Here is a 24,006-nt window from a genome sequence, read left to right as displayed (position 1 = left end):
CCTCACTCAAACTGTTGGATTGACCAGCGCCCCGGGGGCGCCCTTGATGACTGTGGGCGGGTTGGCCCGGCGATGATTGAGAATCGCCAGGGCGGCACACAAGGCCGGCACCGCCAGAATGATGAACACACTGTTAGCGCCTGGGAACACACCCAGCAATACGCCGCCCATGGATGAACTGATGATTGCCCCGCTGCGCCCGATGCCGTGCATCCAGCTGACCCCGGTGGCGCGCATCGCGGTCGGGTAAAAGCTCGGGGAAAACGCCTGCATGCCGGTCTGAGCACCGTTGACGCACAACCCGCTGAGGAACACCAACGCTGCCAGCCCGTATTCGTTGAAGCCCACCAGCCCCTGGGTCAGCAGGCAGGCCATGCCGAGGAAATAGAACCCGGCGATAACTTTCTTGCCGTCGAAGCGGTCCATCAGGGCACCGACGATCAACGCGCCGAAGGTGCCGCCGAACTGGAACAGGCCAGCGACAATCGCCGCCTGCTGCAGGGAAAAACCGCCGCCACGGATAATGGTCGGCAACCAGCCGTTAAGCAGGTAGATCACAAACAGCCCCATGAAATACGTGACCCACAGCACTAGGGTGCCGCGGGCATAGCCCTGGGAAAACAACTGCAAGACCTTGGCCTTTTTCTCCAGGGCCGGGGTTTTCAGGACAAACCGCGTGTCTGCACTGAACACTCCTCCGGCACGGCGCAACAAGGCGCCGATGCGTTCATTGGAGTCGCCGCGCACCACCATGAACAGCGCCGATTCCGGCAGGTAGCGCAGCAGTGGCAGGAGCAACAGCAACGGGCACAAGCCACCGAACAAGAGTGCCGACTGCCAGCCAAACGCAGGCACCAGCCCGGCGGCGATAAACCCGCCCAGGCCCGACCCGATATTAAAGCCGCTGTACATCAGGGTGATCATCAGCCCGCGGCGCCGCTCGGGCATGTACTCGCAGGCCAGGGTCACGCAATTGGGCATGATCGCCCCCAGCCCAAGACCGGCGAAAAAACGTATCACCGCCATCTCCAGCGGATTGCGCGCCAGGGCCGACAGCAGGCTGAACACCCCCAGCACCAGGATCGACGCCAGTAGCACCCGCTTGCGCCCCAGGCGGTCGGCGTAAGGCCCGGCGATCAGCGCGCCAATGGCCACACCCAGCATGCCGGCCCCGAGAATCTGCCCCATGTCGGCCCGGGCGATGCCCCAGTCCTCGATCAGCGCCGGGGCGATAAAACCCATCACTGCCGCGTCATAACCGTCGAAGGTGATGATGCAAAAACACAGGATCAGCACCAGCCACTGATAAGGGGAAATCGGTCGCGAATCGACCCACTGTTTTACGTCAACCACGGGGGTGTCGTGCATGGGAGTGCTCTCTAATTGTTATGGGATCAAGCGGCCCTCACCCGAAAGCGCAGGGCGCATGCGCCGTCTTGTGTGATCACGGTAGGGGCTCGGGGAACATTGCGCGGCGGATAATGCTGAACGAGGTATGCGTTTTATTTATGGCGGCTGAACAGGTGGCGGGGTGGGCCGCTGCCGATGCGGGCCCCTTGGCAACTGTTAAACAGCCGGACGATGACTTACCATCGTCGCCGCTCACAAGCCGCGCCAGGGAGGCCGCTGACTGTTCATGCGTTCCCTGGCCCGGTTATTCATCCACGCCACTGTCAGGGTTTCCCATGTTTCGCGTCTTCAAGGCTTCGGCCTTCCTGCTGGCTGGCAGCGTGCTTTCTGGCTGCATCAGCCAACCAGCCGGCCTCGTCAGCGAGCCGCTGCGCCCCGCCCCCAACGAACCTGCGGCCTACCTGGTCGGCGCCATCGGCCCACAAGTGCTGGGCAATGGCGGCGCGGCCACCAACCTGCGCCTGCTGTTCCGCAAACGCGGCTCGATGTACGGCGCCGCAGCACTGTGGCAAGGCGACTCGCGCCCCACCCCCAATGACCTGGAGGCGCCTGGCAGCGCCGGCAGCGTGTTTGTCCTGCCGCTGAAGCCGGGGGACTACGAGTTCTACAACTTCCAATTCTGGGCGGTGGGCTACCGCCCCGGGATGGGTTCAGGTTTCAGCTCGCGGGAGGCACGCGAGGCGTTCGTGGTGCCACTGCGCCTGGAAGCGGGGAAGGCCTACTACATCGGTGAGTACCGCTCGGTCTGCCGCGAGATCACCAAATGCCTGTTTGTCTGGGGCGACCAGATGACCCGGGACGCCGCCATCGCCCAGCGCCAGGTGCCAGGGTTGCCGACCTTGCAAGCGTTGCCGCTGAACCTTGAACAAGCTCATCCATTCATCATCCAGGCCCGGCCAGCCCCCGGCCTGCCCGCCGCCGCCCGCGAGGAACACCCATGAAAACCACCCTGGGCCTGTGCGCTCTGCTCCTGCTCAGCGGCTGCGCCGCCACCAACACCTTGCCCGAGCGCCCGCTGCCCGACGGCAAGGACTACCTGGCGCCGCTGCACGTGATGGTCGACGACCCCTTGCGTGCCTCTGAGTTGCGCAATGCCCTGCGCGCCACCGGGGTCTTCGAAAACGTGCAGACCGGCCCCGGACAACCGGGGGATTACAGCGCGCGGATCCAGTTCACCTCAGAACACGACCTGCCGCCCTTCCCGGTGATTCTCCTCAGCGCCGCTACCCTGTTCCTGATGCCCCTGTCCAACGGCATCGACACCCATACCGAGATCACCCTGCTGCATGAAGGCAAGACCCTGAAGCGCTACAGCTATCGCAACCTGACCCACAAATACACGTGGTTGCTGGACCAGGGTGGCGAGATGAAGGAACAGAACATCCAGCGCATCGCTCGCGCCTTCGCTGCCGATATGCAACAGGACCAGCTGCTGCCCAGCGCCGGGCTGACGCCGTGAAGCGCATCGGTTTGCCCGCGGTGCTGTGCTTAGGCCTCGCTTTGGGCGGCTGCGGCACCCGCATGCAGCCCCTGGACTACCGCAGCGCCCAGCCTTATGTGCCATTGAGCCTGGACCTGGGACCGAGCCGCAGCCGGCTGGACGTTCAGGAACAGCAGCAGACCCTCAACGCCCTGAGGGCCACCGGGGCCTTCTCCTTTCTCGATGGTGGTTACAGCCGCAGTGGCTACAGCCTGCTGATCAGCGAACCGGGGGGCAAAAGCGCCGGAATCTGGGGTGCGCTGAACGCTCTCACCCTGCTGACCTTCCCCCTGCCCTACAGCTACCAGAGCAACCTGCAGGGCGACCTGCTGAAGGATGGGCAACTGCTCAAGCGCTACCGTTACCGCCGCGAAGGCTACAGCGTAGCGGCTTGGTACGTGCCCCCGGTGCAGTTGGAAAACCGCCGGGAGATGCTCGACGAGCTGCTGCGGGACCTGGAACGGGACCGCTTGATTCCCCATGAGAACCTGCAGTGAGCCCATGAACACAGGCCGGCGCCGGCCAAAAGCCCGGGCGCCGGCACTGGCGACCTCAGGCGTCTTCGAGGATCAGGTCGGCGCCCTTCTCCGCCACCATCAACACCGCCGCGTGGGTATTGCCCGAGGTGACATTGGGGAAAATCGACGCATCGACAATGCGCAGGCCGTCCAGGCCATGGACCTTGAGGCGCTTGTCCACCACTGAGGTCTGCCGGTCCGCCCCCATCGCGCAGGACCCGCACAGGTGATAGATCGAGCCGCTGTTCTCGCGAAAGTACTGCAGCATCTGCTCATCAGTCTGTACCGCCGGGCCCGGCAGTACTTCATCGACGGTAATGCCCTTGAGCGCGGGCGCCTGCATGATCTTGCGCATCAGGCGGCTGCCCTGGATCACCTCGTCGATGTCCTTCTGGGTGCTCAGGTAGTTGGGGTCGATCAGGGCCGCGTCCCTGGGGTTGCTCGAGGCGATTTCGATATGCCCGCGGCTGGTTGGCCGGCACGGGTTGAAGCACAGCAGGAAGCCTGAATAGGGCTCGGGCTTGAGGCTGGCCTTGTTGTTTTTCGGGATCTGGTACGACAACGGGTTGAAGTACAGCTGCAGGTTGGGGTTGGCCTGCTGCGCGTCACCACGGAAGAAACCACCGGCCTGGTTGACGCTCATGGCCAGGGCGCCTTTGCGGGTGAACACATATTTCAGCCCCAGCTTGAACTGGCCGAACACAGAGCTGAGCTGGTCATTCAAGGTGGGAATATTGGCTTTGTAGTAGTAGCTGGCACACAGGTGGTCCTGCAGATTGCGGCCCACCGCCGGCAGGTGCTGGACCAAGGGAATTCGATGCTTGGCCAGCAACTCGCGATCCGCCACCCCGGACAGTTGCAGGATCTTCGGCGTGTCCACGGCACCGGCACACAGGATCACTTCCTTGCGCGCGCTGAAGGTGCGCACCGTCCCGTGCTGGGTCACGCTGATGCCGATGGCCCGTTGCTGCTCCGGGTCGAACAGCACCCGGTCCACCAGGGCATGGTGCTCGACCTTGAGGTTCGGCCGACCCAAGGCCGGGTGCAGGTGGGCAAAACTGCTGGAGCAGCGCTGGCCGTTGCGGGTGTTGACGTCATAGATGCCCGCGCCTTCGAATCTGGGCCCGTTGAAGTCGTCGCTGTGGGGGTAACCCAGCTCGTCACACCCCTTGAGGAACACGTCGCAGATCGGATGGGTCTGGCCCTTCATCGGGGTGATGCTGATGGGCCCGCTGGCACCGTGGTACTCGGTGTCGCCCAGGGGGTGGCTTTCCAGCTTGCGGAAGTACGGCAGCACCTCCTTGAAGCTCCAGCCGTCGTTGCCGCCGGCCGCCCAGTCGTCGAAGTCATGGGCCTGGCCGCGCACATAGATCATTGCGTTGATCGAGCCCGAACCACCCTGCACCTTGCCCCGTGGCGCGTAGATCGCACGGTCGGCCAATTGCTTTTGCGGCTGGCTGTAGTACATCCAGTTGAAGGTGGGGTTGTAATACATCTTGGCAAAGCCCACCGGGATCTTGAACCAGAGCGAGGAGTCCTTGCCCCCCGCCTCCAGCAGCAGCACCGAGTATTGCCCCGAAGCGGACAGCCGGTTGGCCAGGATGCAGCCTGCGGCGCCAGCGCCGGCGATGATGTAGTCGTATGTCATGCAGGGTTACCGCGTCAGTCATGTTGAAGGCACCCGCATCAGGTGCCATGCCCCGCCCGTAGTCGGGCGGGATCGGGGTCAGCCCTTGGCCGGCGAAGTGTCCTTGACGTCGGCGGGGGTGGCCGCCATCTGCAGGTGCAGGCGCTCGCCTGTGTAGGGCGAATGTTTGCGCACCACCTCCATGTTCAGCTCCACCCCCAGCCCCGGCTCGGTGGACGGAATGATGTAGCCGTCCTCCCATTGCAGCGGCTTGGTCAGCACTTCGGCGTGGAAACCGCCCCAGGTCATGATGCTTTCCTGGATCAGGAAGTTCGGCGTGCAGGTGGCCAGCTGAAAGCTCGCCGCCGCGCCAATCGGCCCGTTGTAGAGATGAGGCGCGATCTGCGCGTAGTAGGCCTCGGCCATGCTGGCGATTTTCTTCGCCTCCAGCAGCCCGCCGCAGCGCGCCACGTTCATCTGCAGAATCGACGCACCACCGGCCTGCAGCAGCTTGAAGAACTCGTATTTGGTGGTCAGGCGCTCGCCGGTGGCAATCGGGATGCTGGTCTTGGCCGCCACCTGGGCCATGGCGTCTTCCTGGCCCGGCGGCACCGGTTCTTCGAACCACAGCGGGTCGTATTTCTCCAGGCGCTTGGCCAGGCGGATCGCCGACGACGGCACCATCTGCCCGTGGGTGCCAAACAGCAGGTCGCACTGGTCGCCCACTGCTTCGCGGATCTTGCGGCAGAAGGTCTCGCAGCGCTCCAGCACCTCCAGGGAAATCTGGTGCCCGGAGTACGCGGTGTAGGGGCCGGCCGGGTCGAATTTGACGGCCGTGAAGCCCTTGTTCATGTTTTCGATGGCGCATTCGGCGGCTAGGTCCGGGTCGTCGTAGTCGTACTCGCCACGGTTGTTGACCGGGTACAGGTAGGTGTAGGAGCGCAGGCGTTCATTGACCTTGCCGCCGAGCAACTCATACACCGGCTTGTTCGCGGCCTTGCCGATGATGTCCCAGCAGGCCATCTCCAGGCCGCTGACCACGCCCATCATGGTCAGGTCCGGACGCTGGGTAAAACCGCTGGAATAGGCCTGGCGGAAGAAGCGCTCGATATGGTGCGGGTCCTGGTTCAGCAGGTAACGCTCGAACACGTCTTCGATGATCGGCAGCATGGCCTTGGGGCCAAAGGTCGCGGCATAGATCTCACCGACGCCTTCGATGCCGCATGCGGTCTTGAGTTTGACGAACAGCCAGTACATGCCGCCGATATGGGGTGGCGGTACGGCGACGATATGGGTTTCAAGGGCGACGATTTTCATCTCAGGCACCTGTCTGGTTCGAAGGTTTACGGTGGATACGGGCGCGCAATGCCAGGGCTGCCAAGGTGCCGAGCAGGCCGACTGCAGCGATGTAGCCGAAATACAGTTGGTAACCCAGGGCCCCGGGGAACTGTTCGGTGAGGTAGCCGTTGATCAGCGGGATAAAGGTGTCCGGCAAGTAACCGACCACCGAGACAATGCCGATGGCCAGGCCGGTGATGCGCAGCGGAATGTTGCAGGTGTCGAGAATGGCCCAGTACAGCCCGCGGATCGCATAGGTCATCAGGCCGATAAAGATCACCGTGCCGATCAGCAGGCCCAGGCTGTTGAGGCTTGGGAACACAATCAGCCCAGCCATGCTCAGGGTCGCCAGCAACAACGCGACAATCAGCACCGAAACGTTGGAGAAACGGTCACCCAGCCAGCCGCCGCCGATGCCGCCAATCGGGCGCATCCACAGCTTGATGGTGGTGATGGTGCCGGCCATCACGGCGGTCATGCCGTTGCCCTGCAGGTAGTCGGAGAAGCTGTAGGTGGCCCAGAAAATGTGGTAACCGCAGAACACAATGGCGGTCACCAGCCACAGTTCAGGAATCTTCACCAGGGTGGCCAGATCGCTGAGCAGGTTGTACTTGCCCTGCTCCACCGGCGCCGTGTCGGTCATGGACTTGGGGTCTTTGATCAACACCAGCACGCAACCGATGGCGATGCAGGTGAAGGCATACAGGTACACCACGTGCTTGAACCCTTCGGCCGCCGACTCGCCACGGGTTTCCGTGGCCAGGGCGAACAGCCCCAGGGCCACCGTGGCCAGCAACGCTTCGACCAGGCCGCGCCCGCCATCGAGGATGCCGAAAAAGCGGCCCTGCTCGGAATGCTGGGCGATCATCTTCACCCGCTTGAGCACCGAAGCCCAGAACGTCAAGCCGGTGGTCAGCCCCCAGCAACCGAAAATGATCATCAGGGACGTCAGCGAAGGCGCGCTGGAGTACCACAGGCCCAAGGCGCCGGTGGCCACCAAGGAAAAGAAAATCAGAAAGCGTGGTGCGATACGGTCAGCCAGCCAGCCGCTGGGCAAGTAGCTGAGGAGAAAAATGGTGCCGAGCATGGAATACAGATAGCCCAGTTCGCTGTGATTGATCTGGAACACTTCGAGCATGGTGGTCTGGTAGACCTGGCGCAGGTAGAGGATCGGGTAGATCGCCCCGGCGGCCAGCACCAACAACAGCAATTGGACATAGCGACTGGTCTTGTCGCTTTGGGCCGCGGGCGCGGCATTAAAACCCTGGGCAACAGGTGCAGGCTTGGACATCTTGAAGACCTCGAGCACCCACTGTGCGGGCACCCCGATAATTGTTGTTATAGAGGCAGCTGCAAGCCTCAAGCTACAAGCGGCAAGTCAACCTAGCGCGCCCTGCTTGCCACTTGCAGCTTGAAACTGGCTGCGGCTCTCAATCAATACTTCATGACCACCAGGCGGGTCTGGGTGAACTCCAGCATCCCGTGCTTGCCGTCATCGCCGCCCAGGCCCGAGCGTTTCCAGCCCGCGTGGTACCCCTGATAGGGGTCGGCAGGGGTGCGGTTGACGTACAGCTCACCGGCCTCAATGGCGTTGGCGACCTTCATCGTGGTGCGGTAGTTCTCGGTATAGAGCACCGAGGACAAGCCGAACTGGTGATCGTTGGCCAGGGCCAGGGCTTCATCGATGTCGCGGTACACGAGCACCGGCAACACCGGGCCGAAGATTTCTTCCTGGACGATTTCCATGTCCTGGCGGCAGCCGCTGAGCAAGGTCGGCGGGTAGAAATGCCCCGGGCCTTCGGGCAGCACACCGCCGCACTCCAGGACCGCACCCGCAGCGACCGCACGTTGCACCATGGCATGGATATTCTGTTGCGAACTGGCGCTGACCAACGGCCCCATCAGGCTCGGATCGCCAGCGCGGTTACCCCACTTCACGGCGCTGATCTTGGCCTTCAACAGGGCCAGGAATCGCTCATGCACGCGCTCGTGCACATACACCCGCTCCACCGCCGTGCACAGTTGGCCGCAGTGGGTGGTCTTGGAACCGACGATGTCGCTGGCGGCCTTTTCCAGGTCGGCATCGGCCTCGATGATTGCCGGGGTCTTGCCCCCCAGTTCCAGGGACGGCTTGGCGATATTGGCCTTGCAGTAATCCAGGACAATGCGTCCGGCATTGACGCTACCAGTCAAGGTGATCAGGCCCACTGCCGGGTGGGTGCAAACGGTGGCGGCGGTGGCGTGGTTCATGGTCAGGATGTTCACCACCCCGGCGGGCAGGCCAGCACGCTGCACCGCCTTGGCGATTTCGAACGCCGAAGTCGGGGTGTTGTTACTCGGGCGCACCACCACGGTGTTGCCGGCAATCAGCGCCGGGGCGATTTTGCGCAGCAAAGTGTAGACCGGGTAGTTGAATGGAATCAGGCAGGCAACCACGCCGATCGGCTCGCGATGCAGGAACAGGCTCTCGTCCGGGGTGTCGCTGGGGATGATCTCGCCTTCGATGCGCCGCGCCCATTCAGCGTGGTAGCGAGTGATCTGCGCCGCATAGCGGGCTTCGTTGCTGGCATCGATCAGGCTCTTGCCGGACTCGGCGGCCAGGGCCCGGCCGATGTCTTCGGCGCCAGCCTCCAGGGCGTCGGCAAAGGCTCGCAAGTGCTCGGCGCGCTGGATGCTGGTGAGCTTGCCCCAGGTTTTCTGCGCCACGGCCGCGGCATCAACCGCAGCGCGAGCCTCCTCCTCGGTGGCCGCGCAGACTTGGCCGACCAGGGCCTCGGTGGCCGGGTCATACACCGCGATCACTGCGCTGCTGGCAGGTTCGATGAAGTGGCCATTAACAAAATTTCGCTCGAGTCGCATGGAGATTGCCCATCGTTGTTACAGGAATGGCTGAAGCGGCCTGAAGCGGATCCAGGCGCCTCCTTTTAAAGAGTGTGGATCGATCTGACCGCCGCAGAACCCGTTGTGGGCAGCAGCGCAAGGCGCAAGAAAACGCAATCGACAGGGGCCGAATAAGGCATGGCTTGGCACTCAGGTTGTTGTTATGTGAGTAGCCAGCAGTTTTGTCCTGCCGCCAAGGGAGAACAAACGATTAATTGCGCGGACAAACATTCGAAAAACGCACATTACTGACGCAGACGCAGGCAGACCGACCATGGCGTTGGGGCGCGGCCGCCCCCTGGCATGCCAAGGGCCGGCGCAGAGGGTCGACAGTGCTTAAGGGGTCGCAGCGGTGGAAGGCTCCAACTGGCGTTGCGCCAGCCAGATTTCTTCCTGCAACCATTGGCTGAACACCTGCAATTGCGGCATCAGAGTCTGCTCCGGGCGAGTCACCAACCAATAGGATTGATGGCCCTCGACGTGCACATTCAGCACCTGGGTCAACTGACCATTGGCCAGCTCCGGCGCCACCATGTGCCAGTCGGCAATGCTGATGCCCAAGCCATCGATGGCCGCGCGAATGGCCAGGTCCAGCAGATCGAATTCGTAACCGCCCTGGGTATCCACCCCGGTGATTCGCGCCGCGTCCAGCCAGTGCTTCCAGGTCAGGTAGCGCTGGTCTTCGCGGGCCAGCACGTGCAACAGGGTCAGGCGGTTCAGGTCAATGCCGCGCTCGCCCCACTCGCGGGCGTAAAGCGAGGGCGCGCAAACCGCAATGTGCCGCTCCTGGATCAACAGCGAGCTGTCCAGGCCATCCCATTCGCCGTCGCCGAAACGGATCGCGCAATCCAGGGTGCTGGTTTCCGCGAGGCTGTCCTGCAGGCGCGTGGTGATGCTCAGTTCCAGCTCCGGGTGCTGTTCCCGCAGGCGCCCCAGGCGCGGCAACAGCCAGCGACTGGTGAAGGTCGGTGGCGCGTTGATGTGCAAGCGGTTGGAGTGGGACTTCTGCTGGATGCTGCGCACCGTCAGCTCGATCTTGTCGAACGACTGGTGCAAGGCCCGCAACAGCACACGCCCGGCGCTGGTCAGTTCGAGGTGGTGATGGCGTCGCTCCAGGAGGTTTTCACCCAGCTGTTCTTCCAGTTGGCGCACCTGTCGACTGACCGCGCTCTGGGTGACGTTGAGCAACTCGGCGGCCCGGGTAAAACTGCCGGTGCTGCCGGCGACTTCAAAAGCTTTGAGCGCATTGAGCGCGGGCATCTTGCGTTTCAAGACAGTCTCTCGTGGCGGCCGATGAAGGCGCAGAGCATCGCACGGGGCCGAGGAAAAATCCTCGGTAACATGCATTTTTGTGTTGCCTGCCCCCATCACCTCACCCGTGCTGGACGGCGATCACCCAAGGCAACGGCAATCGGTCGTTTATAGCGATAAAAGAGTCGCAAACAGCAACCTGGCATGAGTATTTCGCAAGTCATTCATGACTATTAAGCACTGGCTGTTATTCATTTATAAGCGCTAGGCTGAACCACCAAAAAAACAACACTTCCAACCTGCGCCCTTCTATAGGGCGCGCCCTATTACTTCGCCCCATCATGCCGCACTTAATCATTAACCAAGAGTGAACTTCCACTATGCCAGCCCTTCAATATTCTCCCTCTAGAAGTGTGGGCGTCCTGGCACTTATCTTTACCGCCTGCAATGCCACCACGCACGGCTTCAGCATCTTTTTATATTCGGCGTTGTTACCGGAGATCCGCCAAGTGTTCGGCCTGAGTTACAGCCAGGCCGCCGCCATTGCGGCGTTGCTGCAACTGTTTTACATGGGCGCCTCGATCGCCAGCGGCGTCGCCGCGGCCTGGATCAGCCCTCGCGCCATGGTGCGGCTGACCATTGTCTTGAGCCCTGCCCTGCTGGCGTTGGCGGTGGCCACGCCCTGGGTGCTGCCGTTCGCCTTGTGCCTCGCGCTGGTATCGGCTTGCGCGGTGTCCAACTGGAACGCCATCGCCGCCCTCGCCGGCGAGGTCATTCCCGCCTCCCACCGCAGCCGCGTGCTGGGCCTGGCATCGTCCGGCGCGGCCTTTGCCATCTGCCTCAATGGCCTGCTGATTGCCTGGTTGCAGGGCATCAGCCTCAGGCAGTTCTGGTTGATCTGTGCCGGGCTGACCTTATTGGTTGCCTTGCTGACCTGCTGGGCGCTGGCGCCGCTGGGCCAGCAGCCTCACGACCGGCTGCCGAGCCACCGCCCGCCCTCGCTGCACCACGTGCTGCGCCAATGGCTGCGTTTGTGCCTGGAATACCCGGTGGCCCTGCACGTGCTGTTGCTCAGCGCCTTTATAGGCGCCATCAGCGGGCCGTTCCTCAACTTCCTCTCGGCCTTTGCCAGCGAACGCCTGGGGGCTGACGCGCGCACCACCGGCTCGCTCTGGACCCTGATCGGCGCCGCTGGCGTGCTCGGCGGTCTGCTCCTCGGGACCCTGGCCGATCGCTGGGGCGCGCTGCGGGTCATGGGCGGCAGCCTCGGCGCCTTCGGCCTGGCCATGTTTGGCCTGCTATGCCTGCCGTCGCTGGCCTTGACCTGGGTCGCCGCCGGTTTGTTCGCGCTGTTCTATTTCCCGGCCTGGGGCTTGATGGCGGCCTACCTCAGCGCCCGCCTGAGCGCGATGCAAAGCTTGCAAGTGGTGAGCCTGAGCATGGTCGGCTATGGCCTGGGCAGCGCCACCGCGAACAGCCTGTGCGGCGCCCTGCTGCAAGCCAGCCAGCAGTTCGCCCTGGTGCACGCCTGGATCCTTGGCTGGGCCGGCGCCAGCCTGCTATTGCTGGGCCTGATGGCCCGACGCCAAACCGACGGGCAAGGGGTGCGCGAGCAAGGCTGAAGGGCCCAGCTGACGCCAGAGGATCTCCACCAGGGCATCCAGCGCCGGCTCCCGGCACTGGCTCGAACGCCAGAACATCAGCGCCGCCGGCTCGATCGGCGGAAACCCCTCGGCCGCCCCCAACACCCGCCAACCGGGCGGCACCAGGCGCTGTGCGGTCACCCCCACTGCCTGCCCGCTTTCTATGGCGATGCCGATACCCCGCGGACTCTGGCTGGTGTACACCACCTGCCAGGGCCGCCCGGCCGCCGCCAGGGCGCGCACCGCATTGGCGCGAAAGGCACAGCCCTCGGCATACACCGCCAGCGGCACCGACGCGCCTTCGTCGCCACACCAGTTTTCGTCGGCCACCCAGGCCAGCGGCTCGTCGCACAAGTAGTGCCCCGGTTGCAGGTGGGCGTGTTGCACCCCCAGCACCAGGTCCAGTTCGCCGCGCTGCAAGCGCCCCACCAAGGCCGTGGACATTTCGCAGCAAATGTCCGGGCGCACGTGAGGGAAACGTCCCTGGAAATCCCGCAGGACCCCGGCCAGGCAATATTCGGCGTAATCCTCAGGCATGCCGACATGAATGCTCGGCGAATCGTTGGGCCGCTGCGTGGCGCTGATTGCGTCCTCATACAGCTTGAGGATCTGCCGGGCATAAATCAGAAAGGTCTCACCGCTGGGGGTCAGGCTCAGTGAACGACTGGTGCGATTGACCAAGGGCGTACCGACCATCTCTTCCAGGCGCTGCAAACTCTGGCTGATGGTGGATTGGGTTTTATGCAGGCGTTCGGCCGCCGCGGAAAACCCCTGGCACTCGATAATAGCGATAAAGACTTTAAGTAAAGTCCCATCCAGTTGACCTGACATAACTATCGCACCTGCCGATGGATTCGATCACAACTTGTAATTTCCACTTCCTGCCTCCTTGAGCAACTATCAAGTCACCCCCGATTCGCTATTCAGGGCGTTCTCTGGAACCACCGTTACTTATATATCCAGGAGTCTGTAATGAGTCTGCAACTTGCCGATGCCGAAGTGGGTGATATCAGCGATATCGTCAATACCGAGCGTTATCCCATACATGATTCGGGCCATGTCGGACTGCAAGCGCTGATCGAACACGCCCGGGCGGAACTGGCCGAGGACGGCTGCTGCCTGCTCAAGGACTTCCTGCGCCCCGAGGTGCTGGAACAGGCCCGCGCCGAAGGCCAGGCGCTGTCGGGCAAAACCTTCTATTCGGTGCGCAAGGTCAACGCTTACTTCACCGAAGACGATGAGAACCTGCCTCAGGATGATCCGCGCCGCACATTCATGGAGCGCACCAGCGGTTTTGTCACCCGGGACATGATCGCCCCCGACGCCCTCATCCACCGCCTCTACGTGTCGCCAATGATGAAACGCTTTATCGGCGCCTGCCTGGACGAGCCGGAGATTTTCGAATACGCAGACCCCTTTGCCGGGCTGGTGATCAACGTGATGCCCGAAGGCACCGAGCAACCTTGGCACTTCGACACCAACGAATTCATTGTCAGCATGATGACCCAGAAACCCGAAGCGGGCGGACGCTTCGAATACGCGCCGATGATCCGTTCGCGCACCCAGGAGAACCTCGGGGCGGTGGGCAAGGTGGTGCGCGGCGAAGACCGCTCCCGGGTGCAGGAACTGGAACTCAACCCCGGCGACTTGCAGATCTTCAAGGGCCGTTTCTCGGTGCACCGGGTGACCCGAGTCGAAGGCACCATCGAACGCAACACGGCGATATTCGCCTACTCCGAAAAGCCCGGGATCATCGGCCGTGCCCAGCGCACCAAGCAGCTGTACGGACGCCTGTCCGAAGCTCACCTGCAAGCCGAACGCAACCTGGTCCGCAGCGACCAGTTGCTCGACTGATTTCCCCCCAAAAAACTAAAAAACCGTATTTGCCCTGCGAGGAACACCCCATGAGTCTGTCCGGCCCGAACCGCAACCCCGCCGATTGCGAACCCACCTATGACGAAATCCAGCAGATCCAGCTGGACCGCCTGCAACGGGTGCGCAATGAGCTGAAAAAACGCGACTACGCCGCCTGCGTGCTGTTCGACCCCACCCACATGCGCTACGCCACCGGCTCGCGCAATATGCAGGTGTACTCGGCGCGCAACCCAGCCCGCTACGCCTTTATTCCGGCCGAGGGCCCGGTGGTGGTGTTTGAATTCGGCGGTTGCCTGCACCTGGCCGAAACCCTCAACACCGTCGACGAAGTGCGTCCGGCCAAGGCCATCTCTTACTACTTCTGCGAAAGCTTCCTGGGCAACGTCACCGCCGACTGGGCCGCGGAAATCGATGAGCTGGTGCGCCAGTGTGGCGGCGGCAAACGCATCGCCATTGAAAGCGCGACTTCGGCCGCCGCCTTTGAACTGCAAAAACTCGGCTACCAAATCTTCGATGCCCAGGAACCCCTGGAGCGGGCACGTTGCATCAAGGTGCCCAACGAACTGAAGATGATCCGCGCCAGCCTGCGCGCCACCGAAGCCGGGGTGCGTCTGATGGAAAGCAAACTGGCGCCCGGCATCACCGAGAACGAACTGTGGTCGCACCTGCACCAGCATGTGATCGCCACCGATGGCGACTACGTGGAAACCCGCCTGCTGTCCTCCGGGCCACGCACCAACCCATGGTTCCAGGAGTGCAGCACCCGACCGATTGAGGCCGGCGACCTGGTAGCCCTGGACACCGACGTGGTGGGCCGCTTCGGCTACTACGCCGACTTCTCCCGAACCTTCCTCTGCGGCGAACAGGCGGCCACAGCCCGCCAGCAAGAGCTGTACAAACTGGCCTATGAGCAGGTGCAGACCAACATCGAAATGCTCAAGGCCGGACGCAGCTTCAAAGAGTATGCCGAGCGTGCCTGGAAGATACCCGACCACTACAAGGCCAACCGTTATTTCGCCCTGGTGCACGGGGTGGGCATGACCGGTGAATACCCTTACGTGGTGCACCGTGAAGACATCGACGCCCTGGGTTACGACGGGGTGTTCGAGGCCGGCATGACCATCTGCGTGGAAAGCTACATAGGTCACGATTCGGGGGGCGAAGGGGTCAAGCTCGAAGAACAGGTGTACATCCACGAGCACGGCATCGAACTGCTCTCGGACTACCCGTTCGACGCGCGCCTGCTGCCACGTTGAAAGCCCGGCCTGCGCTGGTACCCGGGAGGCTCCGGAGGTGAATGCGCCAGCGCTGGCCGGCTGTGGCCCACAGGCGGCGATTCGCCGAGGTAGGCGGCTCGCGCTCAGTAACATGCATTTTAAGAATGGTCGGACGCTGAATTTATCGTTTGTCCATCCCGCCCAGGATGACAAAACTGCTGGCATATCTAATAAAAACAACATGAGAGCTGCCCAATGTCCTACCCCATTTCCTTCCTCCTGAATTCTTTGCAATCCGTTCTCCTGCCGGTTTCACGCCTGTTGCGCGGTGCTCCCTAGCCTGCGCCGCTGACCGTTTCGCGCACCCGAAAACCGACCGCGCCTGGCGCTGCATCCTGCTGGCAGCCAGTCGAAAAACGCATCTTTGCCAAGTATCGGAGAGGCTTATGAAAGAGCTCATGACACTGGACGGTTCCACGCCGCATCCAGCCGTAGACGACCTGTGCACTCAGGTCCGGAGCGGCGAAATCAACCGCCGCCAATTCCTGCGCACCGCCGCCCTGTTAGGCATCACTGCCGCCAGCGCCAGCAGTTTTATCGGCTCGGCGCTGTTCAGTGACAGCGCCCTGGCCGCGGAAACGCCGCGCCCGGGCGGCACGTTGCGGTTTGCCTGCGCCATCCAGGAAATCCAGGACCCGATGCTGATCACCTGGATCGAAGCCTCGAACCTGATGCGCAACAGCCTGGAATACCTGACCTGGGTCGATGCCGAGAACATCACCCACCCTTACCTGGCCGAAAGCTGGAAGCCCTCCGACGACCTCAAGGAGTGGACCTTCAACCTGCGCCAGAACGTCAAGTGGAGCAATGGCGACGACTTCACCTGCGACGATGTCGAGCACAACATCCAGCGCTGGATCGCCGCCGATTCCAAGTCGGTCAACCGCACCGCATTCCAGGACATCAGCGCCTTCGAAAAACTCGGCCCCTACCAGTTCAAACTGGTGCTCAAACGGCCGATCCTGGCGATTCCGGAGATGCTCAACGCCTTCACCTGCGCCATCGCCCACCGTAGCTTCAAGGCCGGTGACGACTGGGCGAAAAACCCGCTGGGCACCGGCCCCTTCAAACTGGCGTCGTTCGCCGTCAACAAGCAGGCGACCTTCACCAAGCGCGCTGATTACTGGGGCAACCCGGCGCACCTCGACGAGCTGCGCTATGTCGACATGGGCACTGACGTCTCGACCCAACTGGCGGCCCTGCAAGCCGGGCAAGTGGACGTGTTGTACCGGGTCACCGTAGCCGAACTGGACCTGGCCAAGCGCATGCCCAATGCCAAGCTGCTGACCTGCAAATCGGCGCAGACCGTGGTGATGCGCATGGCCGTGGACCAGAAGCCCTTCGATGACCTGCGCATCCGCAAGGCCGTGGCCCTGTGCGCCGACAACGCGCAGATGCTGAAGATTGCCTATCGCGGCATGGGCACCCTGGGCGAAGACCACCACGTCGCCCCGTCGCACCCCGAGTATTTCCCCCTGCCCAAGCGCCAGCGCGACGTGGCCCAGGCCAAGGCACTGCTGGCCGAAGCCGGGCATGCCAAAGGCATCGACATCGACCTGATCGTCGGCAATACCCAGGGCCGCTACGAGCAGGATTGCGCACAGATCCTCCAGCAGAACTGCGCCGAAGCCGGGATTCGTATCAACCTCAAGGTGATCCCCGCCACCCAGTACTGGCCGATCTGGGACAAGGCCGCCTTCAGCCTCACCTATTGGGCCCATCGGCCGCTGGGGGTGATGTCCCTGGAGCTGGCCTACCGCAGCGGCGCCGCCTGGAACGAAAGCCACTACAGCGACCCGGCCTTCGATGCCGCCCTGGACAAGGCCATGGGCATCGTCGATCCCAAACAACGGGCCCAGGCCATGGAAAGCGTGGAGCGCATCCTGCAGGACGCCTGCGTCATGGTGCAGCCGTTCTGGGGTGACAAGTTCACCGCCACCGCGCAGAAGGTCCAGGGTTTCAAGGTCCACCCTTCGGACTTCTACCCGATGAACGAGACCTGGCTGAGCGCCTGATCCCGCGCTTGCAAGAACAAGCTCGCCCACCGTCAAGGGTGCGGCGAGCCGGCAACCTACCTTGGCCGGAGCGTGCAAACATGGCTGATTTCCTGTGGCGCAAGCTACTGACCCTGGCGGCAACCCTGCTGTCGGTGTCACTGATTGTCTTTATCGCCCTCGAGCTGAACATCGAAGACGTGGCGATCAACGTCCTGGGCCCCTACTCCGCCGCCGACCAACGCGCGGCCTGGCTCACTGAACACGGTTACGACCAACCCTTTATCTGGCGCTACCTGGTGTGGCTGAAAGACTTCGTCAGCGGCCACTGGGGCACCTCGGTGCACTTTCGCGAACCCGTGCTCGACCTGCTGCTGCCCAACCTCGGGCAAACCCTGATCCTCGCCGGGCTGGCGTTACTGGTGATGGTGCCGGTGGCCCTGACCCTCGGCGTGCTGGCGGGCATCCGCCAGGGCTCCACGGTGGATCGGCTGGTGTCGCTGCTGTCCATCGTCACCACCTCGATCCCGGACTTCGCCAGTGCGGTGTTCGTCTCGGCGATCTTTGTCTTCTGGCTCAACTGGCTGCCGGGGGTGAGCAGCATGAGCGACGGCTTCAGCGGGCTGCAGTTGGTCATGCCGCTGCTGGTGCTGTGCCTGTTCGGGGTCGGCTACCTGGCGCGGATCACCCGTGCCTCGATGGTCGAAGTGATGCAGGCGCCCTACATCCGCACCGCGCGGCTCAAGGGCGCCTCGACCTCGCGCATCGTCTTGCGCCACGCCCTGCGCAATGTGCTGATCGCGCCAGTCACGGTGATCATGCTGTACATCCCCTGGCTGCTGTCCAACGTGATCGTGGTCGAGGTGTTCTTCGCCTACAAGGGATTCGGCTCGCTGCTCTACACCGCCTCGCTGAACCACGACGTCTACCTGATCGAAGCCTGCGCCATGATCAGTGGGCTGGTGGTCGGAGTGACGAAGATTTTCTCCGACCTGGCCTACACCTGGCTCAACCCGCGCATCACCTTGCGTAGCCTTGGGGGGAGTGCCCAATGAAGCTGTTCCACGCATTCAAAAGTCCATTGGCGGCCGTTGGCCTGTTGCTGGTGGGGGGCTGGGTGTTGCTGGCCCTGTTCGCGCCGCTGCTGGCGCCCCATGACCCCCTGGCCAGCTTCACCCCGCTGCTCACGCCCTTGAGCGATGACGGCAGTGGCCAGGTTTTCTTGCTGGGCACCGACATGCTCGGCCGCGATATCCTTTCGCGGCTGATCTGGGGCACCCGCACCGTGTTGTTCTGGTCGACCCTGGCCACCCTCACCGCCTTTGTGGTGGGGATTGCCATGGGCCTGTGCGCCGGCTACTTCAATGGCTGGGTCGATGCGGTGCTGTCCTATGTCGCCGACACCGTGCTGTCGTTCCCGGTGCTGGTGCTGTACATCGTGATCATCATTGCCCTGGGCGCCTCGGCGCTGAACATCCTGATTGCGGTGACCTTCACCAGCGCCCCGGCGATCTTTCGCATCATGCGCGCCCTGACCATCGACATCCGCTCGCGGGACTACGTGCTCAGCGCCATCACCCAGGGCGAAGGGTCGCTGCGCATCATGCTGGTGGAAATCCTGCCCAACTGCGGCGGCCCGCTGATTGTCGATTTCTGCCTGCGCATCGGCTACACCGCGATCATGATCGGCGCCCTGGGCTTCCTCGGGCTCGGCCTGCCACCCCCGACCCCGGATTGGGGCGGCATGATCAACGAAGGCCGGAGCATGGCCATTGCCTTCCCGCACCTGGTGATCTTCCCCTGCATTGCCATCTCCACCCTGATGCTGGGCCTGAGCCTGTTGGCCGACGGCCTCGACGAACACGCACAGAAAGGCGCAAGGAGCTGAGCATGCACACCTCTTCTCAAGTACTGCGGGTCGACAACCTGTCCATCGAACTGCCGGCCGGCGCCGACCGCAGCCATGCGGTGCAGGGCATCAGCCTGGAAGTGCGCAAGGGCGAAATCCTCTGCGTGATCGGCGAGTCCGGCTCAGGCAAGTCGGTGCTCTCGGCGGCCATCATGGGTGACTACGCCAAGGGCCTGCGCCACAGCGCAGGGCATATCGATTTTCTCGGCCAGGACATCTGTGCCATGGACGATGAGGCCCTGCGCCAGTTACGCGGCAACCGCATCGCGATGATTTTCCAGGAGCCCATGGCGGCCCTTAATCCAGCCATCCGCATTGGCCGCCAAGTCGAGGAAATCTTCGCTATTCATGCTCCTAAGATGCCGGCGGACGAACGTCGGGAGCGCATGCTGGCGCTGCTCGAATCAACCCAATTGCCAGACCCGCCACGCATTGCCAACAGCTTTCCCCACCAGCTGTCTGGCGGCCAATGCCAGCGGGTGGTGATCGCCATGGCCCTGGCCATGAACCCAGACCTGCTGATTGCCGACGAACCGACCACGGCCCTCGACGTGACCACCCAGGCCCAGGTGCTGAAACTGGTGCGTGACCTGCGCGGGCGCGGCCAGCACGGCATTCTGTTTATCACCCACGATTTTGGCGTGGTCGCGGAAATCGCCGACCGCATCGCGGTGATGGAAGGCGGCCGCCTGGTGGAGATCGGCGAGCGCGACCAGGTGCTCAATGCGCCGCGCCACGCCTACACACGCAAGCTGATCGCCGCGGTGCCGGCGCTCTATCCCGAGTTGCACGCGCCCTGTGCCGACGGCGAATTGGCCTTGCGCATCGAACGCCTGAACAAGGTCTACGACGTCGGCGGACGTAAGGTCCAGGCCCTGCGCGATGTGTCGCTGCAACTGCCACGGGGCAAGACCCTGGCGATTGTCGGCGAGTCCGGTTCAGGCAAGAGCACCCTGGTCAAGGCGGCGATCCGCCTGGTGGACAGCGACAGCGGCCATGTCTGGGTCGGCGACACGGACTTCCTGGCATTGAGCGGCGCGGCATTGGCGGCCAACCGGCGGCGCATCCAGATGATTTTCCAGGACCCTTACGGCTCCCTCAACCCGCGTCATCGAGTCGGCGACATCATTGCTCGCGCCGCCCGGCTGCGCGGCCTGTCGGCCAAGGACGCCTGGGCCGAAGCGGGTGACCTGCTGGAACAAGTGGGCCTCAAGCGCGACGCCCTGAACCGCAAGCCCCGCCAGTTCTCCGGCGGCCAGCGCCAACGCATCGGCATCGCCCGGGCCCTGGCCATGCGCCCGGAAGTACTGATCGCCGATGAAAGCGTATCGGCACTGGATGTCTCGGTGCAGAAACAGGTGCTGGAGCTGCTGGCCGAACTGCAGCAACGGCTGAACCTGAGCATTCTGTTCATCACCCACGACCTGCGGGTGGCGGCGCAGATCAGCGACAGCATCGCGGTGATGCGCCAGGGCGAAGTGGTGGAATACGGCAGCGCCGAGCAGGTATTGCTCAGGCCGCAGAACCCCTACACCCAAACCCTGCTGGCCGCCGCGCCGGGGGCCAAGGCGATCCCCACCTCCCCCCATGAACCACCTTTGAGACTGATCCAGCCTTCACGTCACTGACCTTGCACCTCCTCCCCGTTGCCGCGGTGTTTGCCGCGGCCGGGCTCACTGCTGCCAAAAAAACACAACTCGGGAGTCAACCCATGCATCAACACACTCGCGCACTGCGTCATCTGGCCCTGATTCCGGTCCTCGGCACCCTCGCCGCCCCGGCCCTGGCGATCCAGGTCACCGACAACCTCGACCTCGGCGGCGCCGTCCGTGCCCGCTGGGACTACGACCCGGACCGGGACATCCAGAAGTTCAACTTCGACACCGCGTTCCTCACTGCCAAATACAGCTCAGACAGCTGGATCGGCGCCGCCAAATACCGTTTCTACGGCCGCGCCTACCCTTACCAATACACCAACAATGTCGGTGACGTGGCCTTCGCCGAAACCGCCTGGATCGGCTACAAATTCAACCCCGAACAGCAGGTGCAAGTGGGCCTGAACCAGGTGCCGTTCGGCCTGCAGCCGTACTTCGGCAGCACTTTCTACGAAACCCTGGGCAACGTAGTGGGCCTGGAAGACGTCGAGCAGATCGGTGCCAAGTACATCCAGCAAGTGGGCGACTGGAACATCCAGACCGGCTACTACCTGCGCCCGGCCTGGCAAGGCAAGGGCACCAGCAATGGGCGTACCTATTCCAGCGTGGTGTCCTCGGCGGACAGCTACGTGGAAAACGGCAGCGACAACCGCGAACGCAACACCGTGGTGCTGCGAGTGGCCAAGGCCCTGGACCTGGGGGACTGGAAGTCCGAAGTGGGTGTCTCGGGGCTGACCTCCACCCTGAAGAACAACGACACCCACGACGACGGCCGACGCAACGCCGTGGCCGTGCACTACCTGGGCAAGAACGGCCCATGGGGCGTGCAACTGCAGGCGGCGCGGCAGCAGATGTCGCCGCGCAACCCGGGCACCGATGAACTGGTGACCCTGGGCGGTTACGACGGCACCTTCAACATCGCCAGCCGCGGCAACCTGTACGTGGCCGACCTGAGCTATGACGTGGACGGCAAGTACCTGTTCGACCAGGTCAGCGGCATCAAGCTGTACGCCAACTACAGCGCCTTCGATAAATCCGCCAGCGAATTCAAGACCTCCCAACGGATGATCCTCGGCACCTCGTTCTCGGTGAGCAAACTGTGGATTGCCACCGAATGGCTGTTCGGCAAAAACGACCCCTACATCGGCGGCAGCAGCTACACCCAGAGCCTCGGCGCCGGGGGCAGCGACCAGTGGGAGAACCAGCTGTACATGAACATCGGCTACTACTTCTGACCTGAGGGCCCCATCGCTGGCAAGCCAGCTCCTACAACAGCGGGTGTGGTGACAGTGGCGATATTGCGGCCTGCCCTTCTGTAGGAGCCGGCTTGCCGGCGATGGCAATCTTGAGGGCCCCATCGCTGGCAAGCCAGCTCCTACAACAGCGGGCGTGGTGGCGGTGGCGATATTGCGGCCAGCCCTTCTGTAGGAGCCGGCTTGCCGGCGATGGGCGTTGGGTTTGCACAATCTTCTGATGCGGAGCAGCCGTTTATGCGCCAATTACCTTCTTTGAACATGCTGCGGGTCTTCGAGGAAGTCGCCCGACACCGCAGTTTCGGCCAGGCCGCCCTGAGCCTGAGCGTGACTCAGGGCGCTGTCAGCCGACAAATCAAGCAGTTAGAGGATTACCTCGGCCTGGCGCTGTTCGTGCGCACACCCCAGGGGTTGTCCCTGACCGAAGCCGGCAGCACCCTGGCGCCCCAGCTAGGGGAAGCCTTCGACCATATGGAGCGGGCCCTGCAGGCGCAGCGGGTGCCCAACCTGCGGCAGCGCCTGCGGATCCTCGCACCGCCCACCTGGGCCACTCGCTGGCTTTCGGCGCACTTGCGTGCCTTCTGCCAACGCTACCCGGACATCAACCTCAGTGTGACCCAACCCAGCGGCCACGAAAGCCTGGCCGAAAGCGATTGCCAGATCCGTTTCGGCCAGGCGCCCGCCAGCCATTGCAGCAGCCGCTTGCTGGTGATGGAACGGCACATTGCCGTGGCCAGCCCGGAACTGTTCGTGGACGGCCGGGCACCGGACCTCCAGCAGTTTCCGCTGCTGCATATCCTGCACGACGGCAAGCGCTTGCAAGTCTGGGAGCACTGGCTAGCGGCCATGGGCCGGGACGATGTGGCCGCCGACAGCGGCCTGGAATTCAGCACCCTGGACCAAGTGATCCACACCGCCCTGGCCGGTGGCGGGCTGGCGGTAATCGACCGCCAAATGATCGAACGGGAGCTGGCCAATGGCAGTCTGTTGCCCATCACCCCGGTGGAGGTGCTGGGCCCTTATGGCTATTGGCTGGATGTGGCGAACGACAAGCAGGGCTTGTCCAAGGTGCGGCTGTTTACCGAATGGCTGAGCCTGGTGAGCAATCCCTGAACGCTTGCAGACACCGGTATGCCAGTGCCTGCAAGCAAGGGCATAACACTCAGAGGCCGCCCATCAACAGGTATTTGATTTCCAGGTAATCGTCGAGGCCGTATTTGGAGCCTTCGCGCCCTAACCCGGACTCCTTGATTCCGCCAAAGGGCGCCACTTCGGTGGAGATAATGCCTTCGTTGATCCCCACCATGCCCGCCTCCAGTCCCTCAGCCATGCGCCATACGCGGCCGATGTCACGGCTGTAGAAATAGGCCGACAAACCATAGGGCGTGTCGTTGGCCCGCTGCAGCACTTCAGCCTCGTCGCGGAAACGGAAACAGGCAGCCACCGGGCCAAAGGTTTCGTCTTGAGCGATCAACATGTCGCTGCTGGCGTCGGTGAGAATGGTCGGCTCGAAGAAGGTACCTCCCAGGGCGTGCCGGCGACCGCCACACAGCAGCTTGGCGCCCTTCTCCAGGGCATCGCCGACGTGCAGTTCGACCTTGGCCAAGGCCGCCGCATTGATCAGCGGGCCCTGTTCGGTCTCGCCGTCCAGGGCACTGCCGACGCGCATCGCCGACACCGCCTCGGCCAGCTTGGCGGTGAACGTGTCGTACACCCCATCCTGGATAAAGAAGCGGTTGACACAGACGCAGGTCTGCCCGGTATTGCGGAACTTGGAAGCCATGGCGCCTTTGACGGCGGCCTCCAGGTCAGCATCATGAACACCGATAAAGGGCGCGTTGCCCCCCCGTTCCAGGGAGACCTTTTTCAAGGTATCGGCGGCCTGGCGCATCAGCA

Annotated in this window: 20 protein-coding genes; 12 read left to right on the top strand and 8 right to left on the bottom strand. The window is 63.1% G+C overall.

The features are described 5' to 3' along the window. Window positions 1–6: 6 nt before the first annotated feature. Entirely contained in the window at window positions 7–1,368 is a 1,362-nt protein-coding gene (locus tag M1B35_RS10990) for an MFS transporter (protein WP_268261943.1), read from the bottom strand. A gap of 317 nt (window positions 1,369–1,685) precedes the next feature. Between M1B35_RS10990 and M1B35_RS10985 the strand changes: the two genes are divergently transcribed. Genes M1B35_RS10985 through M1B35_RS10975 form a run of 3 tightly spaced genes read left to right on the top strand, consistent with a single transcriptional unit; the run spans window position 1,686 to window position 3,387 of the window. Beyond that, window positions 1,686–2,351 (top strand): hypothetical protein, encoded by a 666-nt coding sequence (locus M1B35_RS10985; protein ID WP_268261942.1) that lies wholly within the window; start codon window positions 1,686–1,688, stop codon window positions 2,349–2,351. Continuing rightward, the gene (locus M1B35_RS10980; RefSeq protein WP_123331826.1) at window positions 2,348–2,869 is read left to right on the top strand and encodes a hypothetical protein; all 522 of its coding nucleotides are present in this window, start codon (window positions 2,348–2,350) and stop codon (window positions 2,867–2,869) included. Before M1B35_RS10985 ends, M1B35_RS10980 begins: the two co-directional genes overlap by 4 nt. Further along, complete coding sequence (locus M1B35_RS10975) at window positions 2,866–3,387, top strand: hypothetical protein (RefSeq protein WP_268261941.1); 522 nt, start codon at window positions 2,866–2,868, stop codon at window positions 3,385–3,387. Before M1B35_RS10980 ends, M1B35_RS10975 begins: the two co-directional genes overlap by 4 nt. A 55-nt stretch (window positions 3,388–3,442) precedes the next feature. On the opposite strand, the gene M1B35_RS10970 is transcribed toward M1B35_RS10975, so the two are convergent. The 5 genes from M1B35_RS10970 to M1B35_RS10950 all read right to left on the bottom strand — a co-directional run bounded on the left by M1B35_RS10970 (window position 3,443) and on the right by M1B35_RS10950 (window position 10,525). After that, window positions 3,443–5,056: a GMC family oxidoreductase gene (locus M1B35_RS10970; protein WP_268261940.1), complete on the bottom strand. Its 1,614-nt coding sequence runs from the start codon at window positions 5,054–5,056 to the stop codon at window positions 3,443–3,445. Window positions 5,057–5,134: 78 nt separating this feature from the next. Further along, window positions 5,135–6,352 carry a mandelate racemase/muconate lactonizing enzyme family protein gene (locus M1B35_RS10965; RefSeq protein WP_123331820.1) on the bottom strand — a complete coding sequence of 406 codons (1,218 nt, stop codon included), beginning with the start codon at window positions 6,350–6,352 and terminating at the stop codon, window positions 5,135–5,137. Window position 6,353: 1 nt separating this feature from the next. Further along, complete coding sequence (locus tag M1B35_RS10960) at window positions 6,354–7,664, bottom strand: MFS transporter (RefSeq protein ID WP_268261939.1); 1,311 nt, start codon at window positions 7,662–7,664, stop codon at window positions 6,354–6,356. Window positions 7,665–7,807: 143 nt separating this feature from the next. Then, the gene (gene aldA / locus M1B35_RS10955) at window positions 7,808–9,232 is read right to left on the bottom strand and encodes an aldehyde dehydrogenase (protein WP_268261938.1); all 1,425 of its coding nucleotides are present in this window, start codon (window positions 9,230–9,232) and stop codon (window positions 7,808–7,810) included. Between the two features lie 357 nt (window positions 9,233–9,589). Beyond that, window positions 9,590–10,525 (bottom strand): LysR substrate-binding domain-containing protein, encoded by a 936-nt coding sequence (locus M1B35_RS10950; RefSeq protein ID WP_123331814.1) that lies wholly within the window; start codon window positions 10,523–10,525, stop codon window positions 9,590–9,592. Window positions 10,526–10,884: 359 nt separating this feature from the next. On the opposite strand from M1B35_RS10950, the gene M1B35_RS10945 reads away from it, so the two are divergent. After that, window positions 10,885–12,126 (top strand): MFS transporter, encoded by a 1,242-nt coding sequence (locus tag M1B35_RS10945; RefSeq protein WP_123331812.1) that lies wholly within the window; start codon window positions 10,885–10,887, stop codon window positions 12,124–12,126. On the opposite strand, the gene M1B35_RS10940 is transcribed toward M1B35_RS10945, so the two are convergent. Continuing rightward, window positions 12,064–12,978, bottom strand: a complete 915-nt coding sequence (locus M1B35_RS10940) for a LysR family transcriptional regulator (RefSeq protein WP_123331810.1) — start codon at window positions 12,976–12,978, stop codon at window positions 12,064–12,066. The genes M1B35_RS10945 and M1B35_RS10940 overlap by 63 nt on opposite strands. Window positions 12,979–13,119: 141 nt before the next feature. Here M1B35_RS10940 and M1B35_RS10935 point away from each other — a divergent pair, with 141 nt between their 5' ends. The 8 genes from M1B35_RS10935 (at window position 13,120) to M1B35_RS10900 (ending at window position 23,223) form a co-directional block, all read left to right on the top strand. Further along, the gene (locus M1B35_RS10935) at window positions 13,120–14,001 is read left to right on the top strand and encodes a HalD/BesD family halogenase (RefSeq protein ID WP_123331807.1); all 882 of its coding nucleotides are present in this window, start codon (window positions 13,120–13,122) and stop codon (window positions 13,999–14,001) included. A gap of 50 nt (window positions 14,002–14,051) precedes the next feature. Then, window positions 14,052–15,278: a M24 family metallopeptidase gene (locus M1B35_RS10930; protein ID WP_123331805.1), complete on the top strand. Its 1,227-nt coding sequence runs from the start codon at window positions 14,052–14,054 to the stop codon at window positions 15,276–15,278. A 407-nt stretch (window positions 15,279–15,685) separates the two neighbouring features. Continuing rightward, window positions 15,686–17,314 carry an ABC transporter substrate-binding protein gene (locus M1B35_RS10925; protein ID WP_268261937.1) on the top strand — a complete coding sequence of 543 codons (1,629 nt, stop codon included), beginning with the start codon at window positions 15,686–15,688 and terminating at the stop codon, window positions 17,312–17,314. 80 nt (window positions 17,315–17,394) lie between these two features. Beyond that, entirely contained in the window at window positions 17,395–18,348 is a 954-nt protein-coding gene (locus M1B35_RS10920) for an ABC transporter permease (RefSeq protein ID WP_123331801.1), read from the top strand. Then, window positions 18,345–19,181: an ABC transporter permease gene (locus tag M1B35_RS10915; RefSeq protein ID WP_123331799.1), complete on the top strand. Its 837-nt coding sequence runs from the start codon at window positions 18,345–18,347 to the stop codon at window positions 19,179–19,181. The genes M1B35_RS10920 and M1B35_RS10915 overlap by 4 nt, the downstream gene beginning before the upstream one ends. A 2-nt stretch (window positions 19,182–19,183) precedes the next feature. Further along, window positions 19,184–20,830 (top strand): dipeptide ABC transporter ATP-binding protein, encoded by a 1,647-nt coding sequence (locus tag M1B35_RS10910; protein ID WP_123331797.1) that lies wholly within the window; start codon window positions 19,184–19,186, stop codon window positions 20,828–20,830. Window positions 20,831–20,913: 83 nt separating this feature from the next. After that, window positions 20,914–22,092: a hypothetical protein gene (locus M1B35_RS10905; RefSeq protein ID WP_268261936.1), complete on the top strand. Its 1,179-nt coding sequence runs from the start codon at window positions 20,914–20,916 to the stop codon at window positions 22,090–22,092. Between the two features lie 255 nt (window positions 22,093–22,347). Next, window positions 22,348–23,223, top strand: coding sequence for a LysR substrate-binding domain-containing protein (locus M1B35_RS10900; RefSeq protein WP_268261935.1), 876 nt, complete (start codon window positions 22,348–22,350; stop codon window positions 23,221–23,223). A gap of 49 nt (window positions 23,224–23,272) precedes the next feature. Here M1B35_RS10900 and M1B35_RS10895 read toward each other — a convergent pair. After that, window positions 23,273–24,006 (bottom strand): aldehyde dehydrogenase family protein (locus tag M1B35_RS10895; RefSeq protein WP_268261934.1); only part of this gene is annotated, 734 nt, incomplete at its 5' end.

It is taken from the genome of Pseudomonas morbosilactucae, assembly GCF_023241665.1.
In the GTDB taxonomy this organism is placed as follows: domain Bacteria; phylum Pseudomonadota; class Gammaproteobacteria; order Pseudomonadales; family Pseudomonadaceae; genus Aquipseudomonas; species Aquipseudomonas morbosilactucae.
The sequence above is the reverse complement of the archived record's forward strand: the minus strand, read 5'-3'. Positions and strand labels throughout refer to the sequence as shown.